Annotated in this window: 14 protein-coding genes and 3 pseudogenes; 6 read left to right on the top strand and 11 right to left on the bottom strand. The window is 44.0% G+C overall.

The annotated features are described in order from the left end of the window. The first annotated feature begins 396 nt into the window (after positions 1-396). Positions 397-753: a DUF1516 family protein gene (locus tag ACE4RR_RS11075; protein WP_375535482.1), complete on the top strand. Its 357-nt coding sequence runs from the start codon at positions 397-399 to the stop codon at positions 751-753. A 5-nt stretch (positions 754-758) separates the two neighbouring features. Here ACE4RR_RS11075 and ACE4RR_RS11070 read toward each other — a convergent pair. The 4 genes and pseudogenes from ACE4RR_RS11070 to xylA all read right to left on the bottom strand — a co-directional run. Further along, positions 759-878 (bottom strand): annotated as a pseudogene (locus ACE4RR_RS11070) (carbohydrate ABC transporter permease); the annotation flags it as partial. A 213-nt stretch (positions 879-1,091) separates the two neighbouring features. Then, positions 1,092-1,796 (bottom strand): SDR family NAD(P)-dependent oxidoreductase, encoded by a 705-nt coding sequence (locus tag ACE4RR_RS11065; RefSeq protein ID WP_375535481.1) that lies wholly within the window; start codon positions 1,794-1,796, stop codon positions 1,092-1,094. A gap of 23 nt (positions 1,797-1,819) precedes the next feature. Then, the gene (gene xylB / locus ACE4RR_RS11060; protein ID WP_375535480.1) at positions 1,820-3,316 is read right to left on the bottom strand and encodes a xylulokinase; all 1,497 of its coding nucleotides are present in this window, start codon (positions 3,314-3,316) and stop codon (positions 1,820-1,822) included. Positions 3,317-3,381: 65 nt separating this feature from the next. Beyond that, on the bottom strand, positions 3,382-4,710 hold the full coding sequence (xylA, locus tag ACE4RR_RS11055; protein ID WP_375535479.1) for a xylose isomerase: 1,329 nt from the start codon (positions 4,708-4,710) through the stop codon (positions 3,382-3,384). A 273-nt stretch (positions 4,711-4,983) separates the two neighbouring features. On the opposite strand from xylA, the gene ACE4RR_RS11050 reads away from it, so the two are divergent. The 5 genes from ACE4RR_RS11050 to ACE4RR_RS11030 all read left to right on the top strand — a co-directional run bounded on the left by ACE4RR_RS11050 (position 4,984) and on the right by ACE4RR_RS11030 (position 12,313). Further along, complete coding sequence (locus ACE4RR_RS11050; protein ID WP_375535478.1) at positions 4,984-6,156, top strand: ROK family protein; 1,173 nt, start codon at positions 4,984-4,986, stop codon at positions 6,154-6,156. Between the two features lie 1,379 nt (positions 6,157-7,535). Continuing rightward, complete coding sequence (locus ACE4RR_RS11045) at positions 7,536-8,846, top strand: extracellular solute-binding protein (RefSeq protein ID WP_375535477.1); 1,311 nt, start codon at positions 7,536-7,538, stop codon at positions 8,844-8,846. A 67-nt stretch (positions 8,847-8,913) separates the two neighbouring features. After that, positions 8,914-9,867 carry a carbohydrate ABC transporter permease gene (locus ACE4RR_RS11040; protein WP_375535476.1) on the top strand — a complete coding sequence of 318 codons (954 nt, stop codon included), beginning with the start codon at positions 8,914-8,916 and terminating at the stop codon, positions 9,865-9,867. A gap of 1 nt (position 9,868) precedes the next feature. Then, on the top strand, positions 9,869-10,699 hold the full coding sequence (locus tag ACE4RR_RS11035; protein WP_375535475.1) for a carbohydrate ABC transporter permease: 831 nt from the start codon (positions 9,869-9,871) through the stop codon (positions 10,697-10,699). 42 nt (positions 10,700-10,741) lie between these two features. Continuing rightward, positions 10,742-12,313 (top strand): glycoside hydrolase family 43 protein, encoded by a 1,572-nt coding sequence (locus ACE4RR_RS11030; protein WP_375535474.1) that lies wholly within the window; start codon positions 10,742-10,744, stop codon positions 12,311-12,313. Between the two features lie 496 nt (positions 12,314-12,809). Here ACE4RR_RS11030 and ACE4RR_RS11025 read toward each other — a convergent pair whose 3' ends face one another. From ACE4RR_RS11025 to ACE4RR_RS10995, 7 genes and pseudogenes are all read right to left on the bottom strand, one after another. Further along, positions 12,810-13,856 (bottom strand): NAD(P)-dependent alcohol dehydrogenase, encoded by a 1,047-nt coding sequence (locus tag ACE4RR_RS11025; RefSeq protein WP_375535473.1) that lies wholly within the window; start codon positions 13,854-13,856, stop codon positions 12,810-12,812. Positions 13,857-14,025: 169 nt separating this feature from the next. Continuing rightward, positions 14,026-16,107: pseudogene (locus tag ACE4RR_RS11020) on the bottom strand (alpha-glucuronidase family glycosyl hydrolase). A gap of 74 nt (positions 16,108-16,181) precedes the next feature. Further along, positions 16,182-18,301, bottom strand: a pseudogene (locus tag ACE4RR_RS11015) (glycoside hydrolase family 52 protein). Positions 18,302-18,309: 8 nt separating this feature from the next. Further along, positions 18,310-19,203, bottom strand: coding sequence for a carbohydrate ABC transporter permease (locus tag ACE4RR_RS11010; RefSeq protein WP_375535472.1), 894 nt, complete (start codon positions 19,201-19,203; stop codon positions 18,310-18,312). An 18-nt stretch (positions 19,204-19,221) separates the two neighbouring features. Next, a complete protein-coding gene (locus ACE4RR_RS11005; RefSeq protein WP_375535488.1) occupies positions 19,222-20,151 on the bottom strand; it encodes an ABC transporter permease in 930 nt (309 codons plus the stop codon). 162 nt (positions 20,152-20,313) lie between these two features. Then, on the bottom strand, positions 20,314-21,981 hold the full coding sequence (locus ACE4RR_RS11000) for an extracellular solute-binding protein (protein WP_375535471.1): 1,668 nt from the start codon (positions 21,979-21,981) through the stop codon (positions 20,314-20,316). An 86-nt stretch (positions 21,982-22,067) separates the two neighbouring features. After that, positions 22,068-22,757, bottom strand: coding sequence for a GntR family transcriptional regulator (locus ACE4RR_RS10995; RefSeq protein WP_375535470.1), 690 nt, complete (start codon positions 22,755-22,757; stop codon positions 22,068-22,070). Positions 22,758-22,782 lie beyond the last annotated feature (25 nt).

Here is a 22,782-nt window from a genome sequence, read left to right as displayed (position 1 = left end):
CGGGCTGGGCTTGACGCTTCTGCGAGATCATCTACGATTGAAACATAGGGAAGAATGATCTGTAGCTGTCACCATCGCATCATTCCTATTCTGTTAAAGGGTGTCCACTTTCTTGACAGAGGTCCATGAGATCCGTTATTCTATCAAAATATGTTATTTTCGAGAGGTTGGCGGACATCAGATACCCTACTTGCCTGAATCACTTGTAATTTGGTCTGCTTTTCGGCCGATAACGGAATCGGTGTCCGGAGAAATGGCCGCGGCTGGCTTGCCGCAGCTCAACACAACTAAGGTGAAGATGTAAGAAGGTGCGGCAACTGTCCGCAGCCTTCTTTTTTTACTTCGGCTTTTCTCGTAAAATAAAAGTACGCCATAATACTAAGCCGGGGGAAAGTTATGATTATTCAGTTACATCTATACGCCATTATCGCAGCAATTCTTCTGTTTCTCACCGTAATTCTTCTAAAAAAATATCGAATAAAAATAGCAGCAATCATCTATCACCAATTGCTGCGGCTGCTGTATTTATTTATTGCATTGACGGGAGTCATGCTGCTTGGCTTAGTGCCGGTCAACCTGGGTGGGCTTTTTAAGATAGTCCTTGGAATCTCTACCATTGCAGTGATGGAAATATATTTTGTTCAGCAATCAAAGCACCATGTTCCTGCCTATATGAAAATTATCGCCTTTTCCATGATCGGCTTGACCGTAGTAACCGGTCTGCTGCTCCCACAGGGGATATCATTACCATAAAATTATTATTCTTTCACCGAACCAAGCGTTATTCCATGTATAAAGAAACGCTGTAAAAAAGGATATACCACTAATACTGGAATCATCGCAATAAATAGTTTGGCAGCATCAAGAGTTCTATTGGACTTTTGTTGATGGAATGGACGATCGTGACATTCCGGTGTAAAAATTTTATTGAATAATCCTATTTCCAGGTATACCATCACTTTATAATAACTAAGGAGGCGCTTCAAAAGCTCTAACTCAACCCCCCGCTCTAAATGATAGAGTGGGGGTTCCCTAGTTTTATTGATTCAAAATAGTTATAAGAAAGAACCCTTTTTCATTTCTGTTATTAATTAAAGGTCCATATGTTCTCCTCGATGATTAACTAATATATGTGCAATGTCATGCACTATCCCTTTTTCAATTAATTTATATATGGATGAGGCTGCTTCCTGGGGATCCATGGCAGCTTCACTCCCCCCCATATCCGTTCTCATCCAGCCGGGATGAACCGCAAGTACACTAATCCCTTCGTTTTGCAGCTCTTTTCTTAATTTGATTGTAAACATATTGAGAGCAGACTTTGAGATGCCATAAGGGTAGTCTCTATCAAACGGCTTAGATAAACTCGCCGCATCTGAAGAAATATTTATTATTGATGATTGGCCGCTATCTTTATTTAATAAAGGCAAAAAATATTTGACCACACGCATTGGCCCGAAAGTATTTACATTAACTATGGTTTCAAGGTCTTCAATGATGAGGTCGGTAATGCTGCTTTCTCTTCCCTTAATTGCACCAGCGTTATTTATAATACAATCAAGTTTAATATGCAGTCCGGCCAGCTTTGCGGAAGCCTTCTTTACTAATTCCTCATCCTTCACATCTATGTGGAGGATGTTTAATGTTTCTGGATAGTTTTCTTGAAGATTGACTAACTCTTGATTTTTTTCTTCCACATTCCTGATTGAAACAAACACGCGGTGACCAGCTTTTAATACAATATCCACAAGGCATAATCCCAGGCCCCGGTTCCCTCCGGTGATAAGATAGTTCATTGACTGCCCCCCTCCCTATTTATCTACCTGAATTGACTCAGAGCTTCCGTTATATCTTTCGTCTGCTGATAAACATTTTTATATAATGGAAAAAGCTTTTGATAGACTTCAACATTTTCCTCGATAGGCTTTACGCCATCACCAGTTTCCACGAAAGCCCGGGCTGCCTCTTGAAGAGAGGAAAACCAGCCGCAGCCGTATGCTGCAATAATCGCTGCTCCCATGGCAGGACCCTGCTCGTTTTTCAGGCTGATTACTTCTTTTCCGAAGATGTCAGCTTGAAGCTGTAGCCACTCTCTGGATTTGGCTCCCCCTCCAATAGCGATGACAGTATCCACCGCCATCCCATTTTCTTCAATAATGTCAAGGGATTCCTTCAAGGAAAAAGTTATACCTTCCATGACGGCTTTCACAAAATCTGCTGCTGTATGCGAAGCATCCATGCCGATAAAAGAGCCCCTGGCGAAGGCATCACTGTGAGGCGTTCTTTCGCCGGCAATGTACGGTGTAAATAACAGTCCGCGGGACCCAGCCGGCACCTCTGTTACTGATTTGATCATTTCATCGAATTTTTTATCTTTTAAAAAAGTATCCTTGAACCATTGCAGACTGTAACCCGCTGCCAGCGTAACTCCCATGGCGTAATACGTATTATCAGCCGCATGATTGAAAAAATGAAGCTTCCCATCAAAATGACGTTTCTGGTCTCCGGCATAAGTAAGCATGACACCAGATGTGCCGATGCTGCACATCGTCTTTCCCTGTTCAAGGATGCCTGCCCCCACAGCGCCGCATGCATTATCAGCGCCTCCTGCAAATACTTTGGTTTCAGCGGGACAGCCGGTTTCTTCAGCGACTTCATTCAACAGCGTTCCGCAGGCTTTTGTTGCTGGAAAAACTGGGGGACATATGTCGAGGGGCACGCCGCACGTCTCTAGAATTTCCTCGCTCCATTCATTATTGTTTAAATCAAGCATTAATGTTCCAGCGGCATCGGAAAAGTCTATTCCAATATGCCCGGTCAACCGGTAGCGTACATAGTCCTTGGGAAGTAAGAATACGTCAGCTTTTTCAAAGGTTGCTGGTTCATGCTTTTTCACCCACAAAACCTTGGGCAGCGTGAAGCCTTCCAACGGATTGTTTTTTGTGATCTCCCATACTCTTTCCAGACCAGCGGCTTCTGCAATATCTTTCGTTTCTGTGCTGGTTCTTGTATCATTCCATAGAATCGCTCTTCGCAGCGGCAATTTCTCTTTATCCAGCAGTACGAGTCCGTGCATCTGTCCGGAAAAGCTGATCCCTTTTATATTTGCTTTATCTAAATTGTCCTTATGAGCGATTTTTGAAAGTACAGCTTTTGTCTGGCGCACCCAGTCCTCCGGGTCCTGTTCGCTGTACCCGTTCTCATCATGATAAATTGGATAGCTCTCTGCAGCCTCATCTGCCACACGTCCGTTTCTATCGATAAGCAGTGCTTTCACTCCGCTTGTCCCAAGATCGATTCCGATGATATATTCCATTGATCTGCCTCTCCTTCGCTTATTGTTAAAAAGGGACTGCTCATTCAAGCAGTCCCTCCACTGTATTACACTCTCGCTGTTACTCCCGCTCCTAAAATATATTGATTCAATATTCCTTTGATCATTTCCTGGCGCCCGGATTCAACTTTGATCGTATTTTCTTTTGCATATGCTTCGAGCTCACGGAAAGAAGTTTTTCCTTCAATAATTGCCTGGCCGATACCGGAATTGTAGCTCTCATAACGTTTTTCAACGATATCTTCAAGGACACGGTCCTCAATCATCCGCTGAGCTGCCCTGCAGCCGAGAGCAAAAGTGTCCATGCCGACAATATGGCCGTGTACGAGGTCAATCGGCTCAAAGGACGGCCGGCGCACCTTCGCGTCAAAGTTCAAGCCTCCTTTTTCCAGTCCGCCATTTTTCAATATTTCATACATCGCCAGTGTGGCATTATAGATGTCAGATGGAAATTCATCAGTGTCCCAGCCGAGAAGCATATCCCCCTGGTTGGCATCGACAGAACCAAGAATTCCGTGCTCTCTTGCATAGCGGAGCTCATGCTCAAACGTGTGGCCGGCAAGTGTTGCATGGTTGGCTTCAATATTCACTTTAAAGTGATCAGCAAGATCATAATTCTGTAAAAAAGCATAAGTAGTAGCTGTATCAAAATCATATTGATGCTTAGTCGGCTCCTTAGGCTTTGGCTCAATTAAGAATTGACCGTCGAACCCAATTTCCTTTGCGTAGTCAAGTGCCATATGGTAAAAACGGGCAAGATTATCAAGCTCAAGCTTCGTATCGGTGTAAAGAAGTGATTCATAGCCTTCACGTCCGCCCCAGAACACATAGTTGGAAGCATTGAGTTCCTTTGCGATTACCAGCTGTTTCTTCACCTTCGCTGCTGCATGAGCAAACACATCGGCATTGTTGGAGGTCGCCGCGCCGAACATAAAACGAGGATGATGGAACATATTCGAGGTATTCCATAGTAAGGAAACGTTTTGGGCCTGCATATGTTTTTTCAGCCTTGCTACAATATCATCAAGGTTATCACTGTACTCCTGCAGATTATTTCCTTCCGGAGCAATGTCAACATCATGAAAAGCAAAATAATCCAGACCGAGCTTATCTATAAATTCAAAGTTTGCTTCTACTCTGGCACGTGCCTGCTCCATCCCTGCATACTGATCCCACGGCCGTTCCATTGTCGGAAGACCGAACGGATCGGAACCATCCATTGTAAACGTGTGCCAGTAGGCTACAGAAAATTTCATCCAGTCCCGTAGAGATTTCCCTCCGATTGTTTCATCAGCATTGTAATATTTAAATGCCAGCGGATTGCGGCTGTCACTTCCTTCATATTTAATTTTTTCAACACCCGTAAAATATGCCATTCCCACTCCACCTTTTCTTCAGAATTAAATGATTGCGCTTTCATAAGTCAACTGATTAAATTTTCTTTCCTTCAATAATTCGCCTTTCATGACTCAATGTCATAGAATTTTAATGAATCTTAGTTTTTCTATTAAATTAAGTATATTTTCAATCAATTACCATGTCAATACATTTTCATTTATTCTTCGGAATAATTATGGAATAATAAATATAGACAAACAGAAAGTGCTTTTGATATGTTTAACGAACAAACTAAATGTGGAGGAACTTAGATGAAAACTGGCGATCAGATTCTTGTAAAAAAAATAAATAAATCCATAGTCCTAAATAAAATCCAAACGAACAGTCCCATTTCCCGAGCACAGATTTCAAAAGTCACCGGCTTGAATAAAGCTACTGTATCCAGTCTGGTGAGCGAACTAATTGAAGAGGATTTTGTCGACGAAATCGGGGCAGGCCTTTCAAGTGGAGGCCGCAAGCCGATGATGCTCTTTTTCAATAAAGGGGCAGGCTACTCAATTGGTGTAGATCTCGGCGTAAATTATCTGCTTGGTGTGCTTACTGATCTGCAGGGAAACATAATGGAAAAAACGGAAATCAGCATCACCGACACGGATACCGAGGTGGTCTTTCCTATGCTGAAGGAGCTGATTGATGAGTTAATAAAGAAAGCTCCGGCCAGCCGTTACGGGATTGTCGGAATCGGCATCGGTGTTCCCGGCATGATTAACAACGACGGTCTCATCCTTTTTGCACCCAACCTTGACTGGCATGGTGTTCAATTAAAACAATATCTCGAAGATCAGTTCCATCTCCCGATCACGATTGAAAATGAAGCGAAAGCGGGTGCTCACGGAGAAAAAATTTACGGTGCCGGTCAAAATGTCTCTAATTTAATTTATGTCAGCATGGGTGTCGGGATCGGTTCAGGGATAATTATTGAAGATAAGCTTTATAAAGGAGCGCTGGGTATATCCGGTGAAATCGGCCACTTTTCTATTGAATCAAATGGTAAAAAGTGCCGCTGTGGTAATAAAGGCTGCTGGGAGCTCTACAGCTCGGAAGGAGCACTTATAGAAAAGACGGCTCCGCTGTTTTCAGCAGAGCAGGAAGTGACTCTCGAATTTCTTATAGAACAAGCGCGCTCCGGTAATCCTCATATCATTAATGCGTTTGACCAAATCGGTGAATACATTGGAATCGGCCTGGCAAATATCATTAATACCTTCAATCCGGAGCAGATTATTATAGGGAACCGTTTTGCAGATTTGGAGAAATGGCTCCGCAATCCGATTCAGCGTGTATTACAGCAGCGGCTTCTCCCCTATTATCATGATTCTGTAGATTTAACATTTTCTGACCACGGTATTTTTTCCTGTGCACTCGGGTCCTCCGCTTTTTCAATAGAGAAATTTTTCGCTACCAACAAAGTGACAGTCGTCTAAAGAAAAACTTGGCTTCTCGCAAGATTCAAATAGCGAAAGCCAAGTTTTTCTTTTACTTTGATTCTATTTTAATTTTCGCTTCTGGCAGTCGCTTTCCGCGGGCATGGCCTCAGCCCTCTTTCGAACAGCCTTGCAGAAACGTTCGACGGGGTCTTCGACTCATGCTATTCCCGCAGGAGTCGACTGCCTCCGCTTCAATCTATGATCAGCTCATAAAATATTACCTTTTATTATGGATTACACCATACGAGAGCAGGAAATAAGCGAAGATTCCTTCGAAGATGTTTCAGTGCAAACTCGTGGAAAGCGAAAGGTACACGGAGCGATAAGGAGAGTCGCAGCAATTATTTTAACCGAAATAGTTGTTCCCTCGTCAGGACTTGCAAAGAAGGAGCTGTCATTTGAATTCAAGAGCCAAAAAGGATGGGTGCTTTACCTAACGTCTCATTATACGAAAGTTTAATTAATGAGATTAAAATTTTCTAAGTGTAAAGAAATACTTGGCGTCACGTTTGCCCCGCTCTGATCAACCATATCTTTCTATCCGTGTAGTGCTAGGGTGGCAGATTTAAAGGTGCTGTATCATAAATGATACTCGCCCTTTTTGCATGGGAAAAAAAAAGCAGGGGACAAGTCCTTCGCTTTCCGTGGGCAGCGCTTCAGCTAACCGGGCGAAACCCGCGCCCGGCGGATCTTCAGCCGCTGCTCTTCCCACTGGAGTCTTCGGACTTGTCCCCTGCTATTTAGGATACTACTTTTTCTATAAAAAGGGGCATTTGCTACAGCCCCATAACTTGTTTTGGTGGGAATGAAACCACCAGAGCAGGGACTAAAATTTTTTGAAAAGTCTTTTAATACAGCCCCTTTATTTATGTTTCAGCGTAAGGGGTCCAGAAGAAATATCTGCCGGTAACCACCGCCGGTTCTCCGGACACTGTCCGCCAGCCATTCGAAAAGGGCGGAATTTGATAAATTAACGGAACTCCTGTCCGCATAAGGTACCGAAAATCATTTAATTGGAATCAGCTTCTGCAGGATGTCCTCCTTCCTTTGATGAAAAGCCGGTAAAAGGATGTTTTAAATCCGAGGTTTTATTTATCTTATAAACAAAGATAATCGACTATATTCAAAAGTTATTTTTTCTTTATTTGTTTATTTTTTAGATATTTCCTCGAAAATTGTTTTATATTAACAAATTTTTTGAAAACTGCTTGCCATCTAAATAGCTTTAGGATACTATGTTATTACAAACTTAGTTCGTTCATCCGATGAACAAACTTACTATCTGATTTTGAAGAGGTGGTGCATTTTCGGCTGCAGGTTCCAATCTTTTTTTTTATGAATGTAAGCGTTAACAAAAAATGGGGGAGTTGATTTTTTTGAAAAAATATTTACTTATCGGCTCATTATCAGTGGTTCTTATGGCTGCCGGCTGTAATTCTTCATCGGATGATGATGCTTCGGGCTCCGGTGATGAATCCGGCGGGAGCCAGAGTCTTACGCTCTGGCATATTGAAACGGGAGAATCAGAAAAAGCACTTGAGGATGCAGTCTCTCGATTCGAGGAAGACAATGAAGGCGTCAGTGTAGAGTTAGTCCAGCAGGAAAATGATCCCTATAAATCGAAGCTCAGCGTCGCTATGGGCGGCGGAGCACCGCCGGATGTGTTTCATTCCTGGGGAGGCGGCTGGCTCGAAAAGTTTGTGGACTCCGGCCAAGTTATGGATTTGACGGAGGAAATTGACACAGAGAATTATCTCGAAGCAGCGATTAGTCCAGCGACCTTTGATGAAAAAGTGTACGGAGCTCCGCTTGCGATGGATGTGGTTCCTGTCTGGTACAACAGTGAGATGTTTGAAGAGCTCGGCCTTGAAGCTCCGCAGACCTATGAGGAGCTGCTGGAGGTTGTTGAAACGCTCGAATCTAATGATATTATTCCATTTTCACTTGCCAATCAGTCCAAATGGCCCGGAGCTTTTTATTTGATGTATTTTGCTGAACGATACGGCGGAGAAGAATTATTCAACGAAGCCTTCAATCGGGAAGGAAGAACCTTTGATGATGAAGCGTACGTAAAGGCTGGGGAAAGAATTCAGGAATTAGTGGAAATGAATGCATTTCCAGAGGGCATGAACGGAATGAACTTTGATACCGGACAGTCCCGCCAGCTTTTATATTCTGAAAAGGCAGGCATGGAGGTAATGGGGAACTGGATGCTCGGAACAACCAGAGACGATATGCCTGAGTTTGAAGAGAAACTTGATTTCTTTATGTTCCCATCTATTAAAGGCGGCGATGGGGAATCCAATCACGTCGTAGGCGGTGTCAGCCCGGTATTTTCTGTGTCTGAATCAAGTGAAGAAAAAGAACTTGCGGCTGCACTTGTAAACGAGTTGACCAGCAAGGAAACAGCTGAACAGCTTGCGAATAACGACGGGGCTTTATCCGCTGTTGAAGGCGTGGAATACGAGGATGAATACGTTCAGCGCATCAACGATGTTTTAGAGGAAGCAGATTATCTGCAGACATTTTATGACCAGACACTTCCTCCTGAGTTAGCAGAAGTTCACCTGGATACGACACAAGCGCTATTCGGCATGTCCATTACACCAGAAGAGGCAGCTGCAGAAATGGAAGCGGCTGCAGAAGAAATTCTGGCTGAGCAGGACGAGGAAATGGAAGAAGAATAGCTAAAAGGCTGCACCAGGAGAGTCCTATCGCCTGGTGCAGCCTTCTTAAAAAAAGAGGTGAAAAGAGATGTCAAAGAACGCTGAAAGCACTGCCCAGCTCTCTCGTGACCTGCAGGCGAAAGCGAAATCACAGTCTAAGAAAAAAAGAAATAAGGAAATCCTGGTCATACTGGGCTTTATGGCTCCTGCCCTTGTAGTGTACGGCCTGTACGTGGTCTACTCCATCGGCATGACGTTTTATTACAGTCTTTTTCAATGGACCGGAATTGACGCGAATTTGACCTTTATCGGCCTTCAAAATTATATTAACCTCATTCAGGATAATGTATTTTGGACAGCCTTCAGCAATAACACGTTACTCGTAGCGGCTTCTCTGCTGACACAGCTTCCATTAGGTTTAATTATGGCACTGCTGTTATTCAGCCCGGTAAAAGGAATGAGATTTTTCCGCTCCGTATTCTTTATGCCGTTTTTAATGTCCACCGTGGCAATCGGTATATTATTTACTTATATTTTTGATGCGAACTTTGGAATGGTAAACGAAGTGCTTGGTGCCGTCGGGCTTGAATCGTGGCAGCGAGGCTGGCTCGGAGATGAATCAACCGCAATCTGGGCCGTCATCGCAACGATCTGCTGGCAGTTCGCTCCATTTTATATGATCCTGTTCCGGGCAGCTATTGTCGGCATTCCTGAAGAGCTCTATGAAGCAGCTGACATAGATGGTGCAAACAAGTGGAACCGTTTTTCAAAAATTACGTTCCCGTTATTAATTCCGATTATTGTAACGTCCGCTATCCTGTCTATTATCGGCGCTTTAAAATACTTTGATCTTATTTATATAATGACAAACGGCGGTCCAAACAATTCTACGGAACTGATGGCTACTTATATGTATGACCAGACGTTTACAAACTTTAATATGGGCTACGGCAGCTCCGTTTCCTTTATGATGTTTATCATTGCCTTTATCGTTACAATCGTTATCATTACACTCGATTCAAAAAGAAAAGAGGCGCTTTAATATGAATACGATACTTAAAAAATTAAACCAGGCGCCGCTGTATCTTGTTGCAATTGTTCTGCTTTTATTTACAGGCCTTCCATTTTTTATTATGGTGAATACCTCCTTTAAGGGACAGATGGAATTTTCTTCTTCACCATGGGCCCTGCCGGAGAGCTTCTCATTTGAAAATTACGGACTGCTTTTTCAGACGGACTTCTTTCGTTTTTTCGGGAACAGCTTATTCGTTTCTATCATTTCAGTCGTACTTGTTATCGTTTTATCTGCAATGGCAAGCTACCCGCTTGCACGATTGAAATTTAAACTGAACCGCCCCTTGTTTTTATTATTTATGGTAGGAATGATGATCCCTATTCACACGACTTTGATTCCTATCTTTCTGCTGACAAGAAGCATGGGACTCTATGACACGGTCTGGGCACTCATCGGCCCTTATGTCGCCTTTGCCCTGCCTGTTTCAGTTGTGATATTCACTCAATTTATGAAAGAGCTTCCGAAAGAATTAGAAGAATCGGCAAAAATTGATGGCTGCGGTCATTTCCGCTTATTCTGGAAAATCATCTTCCCTCTGCTGACTCCAGCCATTTCCACTGTTGCTATCTACAACTTTATTCATATTTGGAATGAATTCGTATTCGCCCTAGTGCTGACGAATTCCAGTGAAAATGCCACCCTGCCTCTCGGACTTCGTGAATTTTATGGAGAGTTTTCCGTTAATGTTCCAGGCATTATGGCAGCGTTAACTTTAGGAAGTCTACCGCTTCTGCTTGTGTATTTTATCGCCCAGGAAAAGATAGTAAAGGGACTTGCAGCAGGGTCAGTCAAAGGATAATAATAGCAGGAATTAAAAGAAAAAAAGAAAGGAAGATTTGCTGTGGAAACGATTAATAACCCTATTCTGAGAGGATTCAACCCCGATCCTTCTATTTTAAGAGTCGGTGAGGATTATTATATTGCCACCTCTACCTTTGAGTGGTGGCCGGGTGTGCAGCTCCACCATTCCAAGGATCTCGTAAACTGGGAACAGCTCCCATCTCCTTTAACCCGCCTGTCCCAGCTTAACATGATTGGAAATATTGATTCTGGAGGAGTCTGGGCTCCATGCCTCAGCTATTCCGATGGACTATATTATCTTATTTATACGGATGTTAAAAGCAGACTCGGAGCTTACAAGGATACTCATAATTATATGGTAACCGCAGAAGATATCCGCGGCCCATGGTCCGAACCAATATACCTGAATTCCAGCGGTTTTGATCCGTCTCTATTCCACGACGAGGACGGCCGCAAGTGGCTTTTAAATATGCTGTGGGATTATCGAAAAGGAAAAAACCCGTTTGCAGGTATCGTTATCCAGGAATATTCCCCGGAAGAAAAACGACTGATCGGACCAGTGAAAAATATATTTAAGGGAACCGACTTACGATTAACGGAAGGACCTCATGTATATAAGAAAAATGGATATTATTATTTGCTGACCGCTGAAGGCGGCACCGGTTACGAACATGCCGTCACGATGGCCCGTTCCACTTCCCTTCACGGACCGTATGAGGTTGATCCTGTCAATCCCATATTGACCTCTCACGGAAAGGATCACTTGTCGCTGCAAAAAGCCGGGCACGGCAGCCTGGTTGAAACTCAGACTGGAGAATGGTATCTTGCCCACTTATGCGGCAGGCCGGTAAAAGACGACCGCTGCATTCTCGGTCGCGAAACCGCCATTCAAAAATGCTATTGGACAGAGGACGACTGGATTAGAGTGGAAGGAGAAGGAAGTCCTCAGGACGTGGTGCCGGCTCCCAGCCTGCCAGAAGTAACAGCGGTTCAAGAATCCGATGAGGATGATTTCCAAAGCAAAGAGCTCAAACTTTACTGGAGTTCCTTGCGGCAGCCATTTTCTGAAGACTGGGTTTCCTTGAACGAGCGAAAAGGATACTTGCGGCTGAAAGGCGGAGAGTCGCTTCTCTCTACAAGCCGGCAGAGCATAGTTGCCAGACGTCTGGATACATTCCACGCAGAAATATCCACTATCGTGGAGTTCGAGCCGGAGCATTTCCAGCAGCTTGGAGGCCTCCTTTTCTATTACGATATCCAGGATCACGTCTATCTGCACATCAGTCATGATGAGGAGCTCGGGAAAATCCTTAGTATTATTCATACCAAGCATCAGAAGCATGATGAGCCGCTCTCAAGACCTATTCCACTGCCCGCAGATACCCCAGTACATTTACAAGGAGTGCTGGAAAGAGAGTGGCTTCAGTTCAGCTATTCTCTTGATGGAAACACTTGGACCAACGTCGGAGAAAGGATTGACATTAGTCATTTATCAGATGACAGTGCTGATGATATCCGTTTTACCGGCACCTTTGTCGGTATGTGCTGTCAGGATTTAAGTGGTACGAAGCATCCTTGTGATTTTAGTTCCTTCCGTTATGTCAGACGTTAGAAAAATTAATTTTGAATTGTACGTATGTACACAATTCAAGTGTCTTTTACCCCGGGACTGTATCAAAAGACGTATTAAAAAAATTTTAGTCCCCCTTTGGTGGTTTCATTCCCACCAAAACAAGTTATGGGGCTGTAGCAAATGCCCCTTTTTATAGAAAAAGTAGTATCCTAAATAGCAGGGGACAAGTCCGAAGACTCCAGTGGGAAGAGCAGCGGCTGAAGATCCGCCGGGCGCGGGTTTCGCCCGGTTAGCTGAAGCGCTGCCCACGGAAAGCGAAGGACTTGTCCCCTGCTTTTTTTACCATACAAAAGGGGCGAGTATCATTTATGATACAGCCCCATTATTTTTGGGAAGACGTCCACTGTTTTTACCCTCTTGATACAGACCTTTTTTCTACAGTATTCAGGAGGTGATTCGTGTTTCATGATTAAATTTCGAAGAAAGCCGCCGACACCGAGTTGAATAACCTTCAAAACAGACGTTGCTCCTACCTTTACGGATAAATCATAATTTTTATGCTTGAATTTTTTTGGGTGGTAGCCACTTCAAGAGCCTGGTTTATATTTTCGAGTGAAAAGCTGTGGGTGATTACTTTTTTGACATCGACAAGTGGATTATCGAGCCCCTGGATCGCTTTTGGATACGTATTGGCATACCGGAACACTCCAAAGACATCGAATTCTGAGTCAACGAGGTGAAGCATATCGATCGGTACTTCATTTTCTACCGGGAGGCCGACAAAGACAAGCCTGCCGCCGCGTTCCACCATGTGTATGCTGCTTGTCACAGCACGGGCGTTCCCCGAGGTCTCCACCAGAACATTAGGAAGAGTGTCACCTGTCAGGGATAGCAATGTGTTTTTCATGTCTTCTTTCGAAGGGTCGATTACACCGGCAGCCCCCATTTCGAGAGCAAGCTCGCGCCGGTTTGCGACCACGTCACTTCCATAAATCTCGGTAACCCCATACATTTTTGCTGCTTCAATGGCCAGCAGGCCAACCGGGCCAAGTCCGGTCACGAGCAGGCAGTCGCCGGGTCCTATACTTCCGCGTGTCATTGCATGAACTCCTACGGAAAGCGGCTCTAATAAGGCACCCTCTTCAAAGCTCACATGATCAGGAAGGGTATGCAGGAAATCACTTTTCACTGCCACGAATTCTGCCCAGGCCCCGTCGATCGGAGGGGTAGCCATAAACTCCACATCCGGACATAAATTATAGCGTCCTCCTTTGCAGTATTTACACTCTCCGCACGGAATACCGGGTTCAACAGCAACCCTGTCGCCAATCTTCACATCAGTCACACCCTCACCAATCTCTACAACTTCACCAGCCAGCTCGTGGCCTAATATGATAGGCTTTTTCACCACATAGTTCCCTATTTTCCCATGTTCATAATAATGAATATCGGAACCACAGATTCCAATGCAATGAACCTTGACGAGTGCTTCATTTCTTTTGGGAGTCGGTATTTCCAGCATTTGAATGTTTATGTCTCCCGGCTTATTCATGACAGCTGCATTCATTCGTGTTGCAATCATCGAAAGTCTCCTTTTCTATTAGGAAGTTTTACTCTACTAATTAGATTCCCCATATTCACTCCGTTTCCTTTCTTATTTCAGAAAATTCTGTGTCAAGTATTTAGAAATGAGAAATAACTTCATTAGAGTTAGAAAAGCACCGTCCATTCTCCACAAACGGTGCTGCAGACTAATATATTTTACGATTCTTTTCATCCTCAATCCCTGACTTACGGTAAAAATACGTATTGATCTTATCGCGCCAGTCCTTTGCGTTCTGGAGCTGTTTCTTCAGTCTTTTTTCAACATTTTCATAAAATTTGTTATGAACACGGCCGCGAAGCTGCTGCCAGCGGGCAAGAAACTCCTTCACCTTCTCCACCCCGGCAAAATGGGTATTGTAAATATGCTGGATAACGGTATCACCTGATGTAAGCACATGCGTATAAGGCACATGATGGAAAAACAATAGTAATTCCTCCGGACAACTTTCCAGTTCTTCATACATTTCTGCATTTGGTGTATAATATTGCCCGGTGTAGCCGGTGCCCGTCCGCATCGTCCTATCTACCCCAATTCCCTTCCAGTCAGCAAAATGATACGTGCCCCAAAGAGAGTATTCATATCCTTCGATATTCGGTCCGTAATGATGACCTGGATTAATCATCCATCCGACCCCGAGCGGCGCCGTATAATCTTCATACGCTTCATGAGAAGTATGCAATATATAGGAGAGGGTTTCGCTGACTACCCTGTCTTCTCCGAATGTTAATGCGATCCACTCGTCTGCAATTTCACTGCTCGTGCGCTCCGGGTTCCAGATGAGTCTTCCATACCCAAAGAAATTAACCTGGGCCAGTCCGTGGCCTGTCCAATTGGAATCAGAGCCAATGTTCGCTACAGCTGCAACGCCATTGGTGATGTTCGAATAAAGTGCTCCGCTTACCACCTGCTTTACTGTTGAGCCTTTTCCTTTCGCATACGTATCAAAATCCAGTACTTCCTTCTATTGCGGAATGAGGTAGAAGACATCAATCTGCTGGCCGGTATATTCCTGGGTTACTTGAAATTCCATTAATTGGTCTGTCTTTTCCATAGCCCCGAACAATGGAGAAACTGGTTCTCTGACTTGAAAATCCATCGGGCCGTTTTTAATCTGCAAAATAGCATTGTCCATAAACTGTCCATCAAGCTCGATAAAATGATCATAAGCGGCCCGCGCTCTATCTGTTGAACGATCGCGCCAGTCCTGATGGCAGTCATAGACGAAGCACCGCCAGATCACTACCCCGCCAAATGGTTTTAAGGCACCAGCCAGCATGTTCGCTCCCTCTGCATGATTGCGGCCGTAAGTAAACGGTCCCGGCCGGTTTTCAGAATCAGCTTTAACTAAAAAACCGCCGAAATCAGGAATGTAGTCATAGATGAGCGCTGTCTGTTTTTTCCACCAGGCCTGCACTTCAGGATCAAGCGGATCAGCGGACCCAATACTTGTCAGTTTCACGGTACTTGCATAATTAATACTTAGATACAAGGTAATGCCGTATGCTCGGAAAATATCTGCCAGCCATGCGACGTCAGGTAAGTATTTTTCCGTGATTAGATAGGTTTCTTCTCTATGGACATTTACATTATTAATAGAAATACTGTTAATTCCAATCGAAGCCATATAGCGACAGTAATCAGTAATTCTTTCTGAGTCCTTTGTAATAACATAGTCCTTAAAAAATATTGAGCTGCCTGCATAGCCTCGTTCAATACTTCCATCCATATTATCCCAATGATTCAGCATCCGCATATCATTTACCGGCTGTTCTACGACATATATCTGCTGCAGGCTCTCCCGGCGCTGCATGAAAGAAAGAAGGTGAAATACTCCATAAAGCAGTCCTCGCTCAGCTTCTGCACCGATCACAAGCAGGTCCCTGCCTTCTGTTTTCACAGTCTTCAGGATATAGCCTTCCTTCCCGACAGGTTCATCCACCCGGACTCCTTTTTCATTGAGCCTGTCAAATGTACCAAGCAGAATTCCATGTTTAGTAGAGTCGACGGCAGCAATTGGTTGAAAAGGCAGATTCAGCATGGATACAAAAGCTCGATCGAGCTCTTTTTCAATAGAATCTATTAACAACGAGCGCTGCTGAAGTATTTGGATATTGGCTGCCGTTTCACGATAGCTGTTTCGTTGAAATTTATCAGAAATATAATGATATGGCAGCCAGCAGTGATAGCTTTGATCTGTTTTCTTTAACTTATCCGTTGTCAAACTCATATGATCACTCCTAAACCACTGTTTATTCAACGCTTTTTAAGATTCATTATTTCATAAAGGGGCCTGGTTTCTGATTATTTCTCTGTTTCAAGCAGCCATAATATACTCGTTACTCCACGAGGGTAATATTTACTGGCTGATATCTTTCCTTCGATGATCTGGTCACTCCAGCTCCAATAGGATAGTTCAGGATGAGTCAGCCACTGCACGTGGGCGTGATCGGCTTTTTTTCCTGCTTCACCCCATGGCAGTCCAAGAATTTCCCGGTACACAAATTGACAGAGATAGATTTTACTGAGCCACGAATTATTGCTTGTGGAGGAGAGTTTCCAGCCGCCGTCGGCAAATAAACAAACGTTTGATTGAACGACATTAGTAATATGTTTCGTTAACGACTGGAGAAACGGACCAAACTTTCCGTCCGGGTCGAGAACGTCCTGACGGTTCGTAAAATAAGGGAAAATCAGTCCTTCAATGACCGGAATGATTCTTGATTCATTGCCTTCTGAAATTACTGCAGGAATAAACCCTTCGTCTGTCATGGCACCAGCTATAGAAGCCGCTCCTCTTTCTGCCTGAAGTGCCGTTTCTTCAGCAAGATCACTGCGGCCTAAATGTACAAAAAGCTGTTCGAGGGCGGTATAAACTCCCCAGCATTTCGTTGCAATATAAATATTATTTCTCGCCTGTCCGAGCGACACATCAAGGCTGTCGTAGGTCGTAATCTCCGCTCCACCTTTTGTCAGGGAGCTGTCGAGTGCCATTAATCCATTGCGCTGCTCCGGATCGGGGTGATCTCGATTCAGCATGCTCTGAAAGGCACGCTCGATCACGTCAAGGTGCCGGTGTGCAAATGCTTCATCCTTTGTATATTCAATGTACACAACTGCCAGCAGATCCAGTTTACCAGCTCTTCGTGTGTCATAAATGAAAAGCAGTTCGATATGCCTGCAAATTCATAAGCGGAATGGCCGGGTCTTGAGAAAATGTTGGCAACTCCCATATCATGAGTAAAGCTGATGCCGCCGGGATACTCTTTTTCGTCGTTCGGAAAACGAACATTATCCTCATAGCTGTAACGCTCCACGAACATTTCCAGCTCGTTTTTGACAGTCCATGGATTCATTTTCAATTCATAAAACAATTGATCAACGGTTAGATCAAATGTATTCATCATCCGATATTCTCCTTCGTTGACATTCCAGAAGGCATTTCCATCATGGTCCATCATCTGCGTGTTCCCATAATAGCTTCGTATCGAATGAGCCATCATAAAGCGCTGGTCCTGCGATAGGGACGGTTTACTCAAAAGAGCATTTGCTTCTTCATAATTCTGTGCAAGCCTGGAAAAATGATCGAGAGCGTAGTGTGCCGTCTCTTCAATGGAAGAATAATAGTTTGTGTAATAATATTTCATATCCATACCGGTCGTAACGAAGCCGCCTCGATAAAAACAAATCGCAAAGGAGTAGGTTTTCACTTCTCCTGCCGGCACTTCCATAATAAGACCGCCTGTGCGCCCGAGTCCGAACCCTAAATTTTCCTCGTGCTTTAGGGTAAGTATCTTATCCATCGAAAATCCCGTTCCGGCTTTTACTCCGCTGTCTTTTGTTACAATGGCCGTCTGCCTCCCCTGTCCGACACCAGTCAGCTCATTAGCGGTTGTATCAGCAAGTCTTCTCATTCCGGAATACGGATCACTTCCCGTATAGCCGAGAAATGCTTTTTTTGTCCGGCCGCTGTTACTGTTATCAATAGTCATTTCTGCCAGCACGGCTGGCAGCAGCGCCTCTTTTAACGCGTTTTCGTCCGCAGAGGACGGATCAGGCACACTTTTGGCCGGAGAATATATTTTAAATTGAATATTTTTCGCTGACCAGGTGTCTGTACCAAGCTGAAACTCTCTTGAAATTTCATCTTCGGAAAATGCTCTGATTAAAGACGCGCCGTAATGCGGGGCTTTATTTTCCACATCATAGCGTTCACTTTCATCGCTGTAGGAGCCAAAGAAAGGGAACGCTTTAAATTCGTTGACTTCCTCCGTTTCCACACCGATGTATATACTTTCCTCCGCAGGCTTATCGAGCTCGAGGCCGAGCCCTCCATTTGCTCCTTTAAATCCAAGGGTAAAGCTTGCAAAAGCACCGATTGGCGAGTGGTGCGCATTAAAAAAAATATTGTCCACTTCATCCACTCCTCTCTCTATTCTTTTTCTGAGCCGAGTACGATCCCTTTTACAAAATACTTCTGTAAAAATGGATAAACAATCAGCATCGGCAGGGCGGCGATAAAGATTTGGGCTGATTCCACTGTCCGCTGATTCAGGTTACGGACGGTAGCTGCATCCATATCCATCGAGCTGTAATCCTGCTGGACGATAATTGTCTGCAGGAAGGTCGAGAGCGGATAGCGGCTCGCATCATTCATATAAATCAGTCCGTCAAACCAGGAATTCCAATGGAAGACCATTGTGAAAAGAGAAATCGTCGCGATCGCCGGCAGGGAAACGGGCAGATAAATACGCATGAATATATTAAAATGATTTGCTCCGTCGATAGTTGCCGCTTCATCGAGCGATTTCGGCACGGATGTCCGGAAAAAGTTCATGAGCAGCACAAGGTTAAATGCGTTAATAGCGACCGGAAGCACCAGTGCCCAAATTGAATTGGAAAGCCCTAAGCTGGTGACAACGATATAGGTAGGAACGAGCCCGCCATTAAACAGCATCGTGAATACAAAAAACCATGTGTAAAAATTCCGTCCGCGGAATTCCTGTTCATTTTTTGAAATCGCGTAGGCTGCACATAACAGCAGCCCCATCGAAACAGCGGTCCCAAGAACAACTCTCAATATACCGTTGCGGAGAGCATCAAGGAAGTTGCGGTTTCCTAAGGTTTCCATATACGCTTCAGTTGTAAAGTTGACAGGAAGCAGGCTGACCGCCCCGGCACTCGCTGCAGCACTTCCGCTCAATGAAACAGCAAGCAGGTGTATCATTGGAAGAATACATACAAGCGCAGCTAAACCGAGAAATATATAGTTGAAAACCTTAAAAGTTTTATAGGATTTTGTCTGATACCTTTGTAAATGATCCATTCAACATCTCTGCCTTTCTTAAAAAATCCGGTAGTCTGCGTATTTGTAGGCAAGTCTGTAACCGGCCACGACGAGCACTAAACTGATCAGTGATTTAAATAAACCGACAGCAGTACCATAGCTGAAGTCACCATTCAGCAGTCCGACACGGTATACGTAAGTATCAATGATATCGCCTGTTTCATAGACGAGCGGGTTATACAGGTTGAATATCTGGTCAAAGCCTGCATTTAGTATATTTCCAAGAGAAAGAGTGGCAACTACGATAATAATAGGAAGCATCGCCGGGATGGTAATACGAAGTGTCTGCTTCCAGCGGTTCGCTCCATCAATAACTGCCGCTTCATATAATTGCGGATTAACGGCAGTGATTGCTGCTAAGAAAACTATCGTGTTAAAGCCAAAATCCTTCCAAATATCACTAATGATAACGACAGGCCGGAACCAATCGTTGCTGCCGAGAAAAAAGATCGGCTCAATACCAAACAATCCCACCAGCATCTGGTTTACGATCCCTGTTTCAGGAGAAAGCATATCAAGGAGAATCCCGCCTAAGATAACCCATGACAAGAAGTGCGGTAAATAAACGATCGTCTGCACCGTACGTTTATACGTCATGTGGTACACTTCATTTAACAGCAGGGCAAACGTCAGCGGTACCAGTACTTGAAAGATAATTTTCAATATAGAAATTACAAAAGTATTCCAAATAACCTGTCGGGCATCATCATACGTAAACATCGTCCGAAAATGCTCAAGTCCCACCCATTCAGAATTTAAAAAACCAAGCCATGGTTCATAATCCTGAAATGCCATTACCAGACCGGCCATGGGAAGGTACTGAAATAGCAATGCGACGATAACTGCCGGAAGGACCAGTGCATGCAGCTGCCAATTCCGCTGAAGGTTCCATTTTGGTTTTTGTTTTTTCTTTTTAAGCTTATTGATTTTTTTTACCTGCTCTTCTGTTTTATATACTTCTGAATCGTACAACTCTTTACGTTCAGCTTGAACACTCAACCATTATTTCCTCCCTTACGGTCATATTATTTAAGGGGGAGGGCCGGAATTTTATCAGCAGTCCGGCCCTTATCATTAGTCCCTTCTTACTTACTCTGCCTCCTGCACACCTGAATACCATTCATTTACTTCTTCGGTAATAGCTTCACCGCCGCCCTCGTTCCACTCTTCTACGAACTCATCAAAGGCATCGACAGGAAGAGTTCCATTAATAATTTTTGCAACCACTTCCAATTCTCTTGTTTCGAGCTGATCCCAGCGTTTTTCCATCGTATCGGTCGGCGGTCCGTCAAACCTATTCTCTACCCGGTGCTCGTTTTGCTGATTGAGAATATCAGCTGCTTCAAGATAATTTTCTCCTCTGGCCTGCAGGAGTCGTTCGTATCCGTTTTCCGGTTCACGTTCTTCATTGTAGAATTCACTGGCTTTTTCATATTCTTGATATGGGTACGTTGGAATAGCTCCGGTAAGGAAATACCTTCCTGGATCTATCACCCCGCCCGGAACGTTATCATCACCGTATACAGGCTCACCTTCTTCCATTACATAGTCGTAGCCCTCAAACAATCCATCTTCAAAATATTCTGAATCTCCAAGCAGTGCCCCGTACGTTTCATCCCAATACTTAAAGAAAGCATCCATATGTTCAAAATCTTTATTAAAAAGAAAGACGCCTGTTAATAATTGCTCTCCACGCCGTCCGATATCACCATCTGGCCCTTCCGGCAATGGGATTGGAACCACTTCGGCACCTTCATTATTTTCCATTGTGTCGTTTGCCGGGAAATTATAACCCCATGGCGGTACAGCGATTACACCTGATCTTCCGGCAACAAACCCTTCTGCAGCCTGTGTTTCATCTAGAATGGTTACTTCACTGTCCAGATAGCCGTTCTCATACCATTCATTCAGCTTTGTTAAACCATCTTTAATATTCGGCTGAACTGAACCGTACTTTAAGCTGCCGTCTTCTGATTCACTCCAATTTCCTGGAACATAATCACCATAGGCACCAAACACCCAGCTCCCGTCTGCCTGCCAAGTATTTAATCCATTAGCCGAGGCCATAGAGAGACCAAATGTATTATCCTCTCCATCTCCGTCCGGGTCCTCTGTCGTAAACGCTTCCAATACTTCATCTAATTCATCCATCGTTTCTGGAATCTCAAGTCCAACATTATCGAGCCAGTCCTGGCGGATCCAAAGTAGTGGATCAGATCCGTTACCACCGGAAAACCTCGGCAGCCCGTACCTCTCTCCGTCCACAGTCCCTCGATAGAAAGCTTCAGAGTATTCCTCAAAAATTTCTTTTAAGCGCGGAGATGCGTGCTGTTCAATCGCCTCATCAATCGGCATCACCTCTCCGGATTTAATCAAATCATTAATTAAATTAGAATCAGAGACTTGAAACACATCCGGTATTTCCTCCCCTGAAGAGAGGGATAAGCGAATTCGATTATCATAAGCATCATCTTCATTTACTGTCCATAAATATTCAAAATCAACACCAAGCTCTTCCCGCGCCCACTCCGTATGAACGTTATTATTAATATCTTCTCCATCCTTAAATTTTACATCGTTAGTATTAATGGTGCGGACCGTCGTAATCGGTACAGCGGGATCAAACTTCCCCTCTTCATTTGTTTTCTCTTCTGTCTCTTCTGCTGTCGGTACGTTTGCCTCTGGTTCATTCGAGCAGCCGATGAGTCCCGCACATAACAAAGTAAAACCAAACCATGTTAACGGTTTTTTCAGCATACACATTGCCCTCCCTATTTTTTCTTAAAAATCCCCAGTACCACGAGTGATGTACTTTTGCATCCTTTCCTTAATCACCTCCGCTCTTAATTAAAATAATTGGGATAATTCCTTTCAAGCTCGCCTTTTTCTGCAATAACAAGCTTTAAATGCTCGCTGATCACTTTTTCTACGTTGTCTTTATCTTTTGTCTTGATATATTCTACAATTTGCTTGTGCTGAGAAATAATGACTTCCCAATTTAAAATGACAGCCAGTCTCAGCATGCGCAGGCGGTTAAAGTGAGATGCCATCTGCTGAACCATGTTCCACGTCCGCCTTTTTCCGCAGCTTAGATAGAGAACCTGGTGAAACTGCTCATCAAGTTCAAACAGCTGAGAGACATTATTTTTTTCGGCACACATTTCCTGCATTTTAAGGTTCGTTTCAAGCTGAAATAGTCCTTCCTCTGTCAGCACGTCACACGCTTCTCTCACTACTGCTTTTTCGAGGTTTTCCCGTACGAACCTGGCTTCTTCCACCTGGGATAAGCTGATCTTTGAAACAAAGGTTCCACTTTGAGGATATATCTCGAGAAGCTCCTCCTGAGAAAGCTTTAAAAAAGCTTCCCGTACAGGCGTTCTGCTCACTTTCAACTGCTCGGAAATGTCTTTTTCCGAAATTTTTGTTGCCGGCCCCAGCTCCAAATTCAATATCTTATTCTTTAATGTCTTGTACGTATAGTCTCTCGTAGATCCAAGACTTCTTGCCGGCCTGGAAGAAGATATATTTTCCATAAATTCCCTCCTAACTTCTATTCTA

The organism is Alteribacillus sp. HJP-4 (genome assembly GCF_042139015.1).
In the GTDB taxonomy this organism is placed as follows: domain Bacteria; phylum Bacillota; class Bacilli; order Bacillales; family Marinococcaceae; genus JBHIKY01.
The sequence above is the reverse complement of the archived record's forward strand: the minus strand, read 5'-3'. Positions and strand labels throughout refer to the sequence as shown.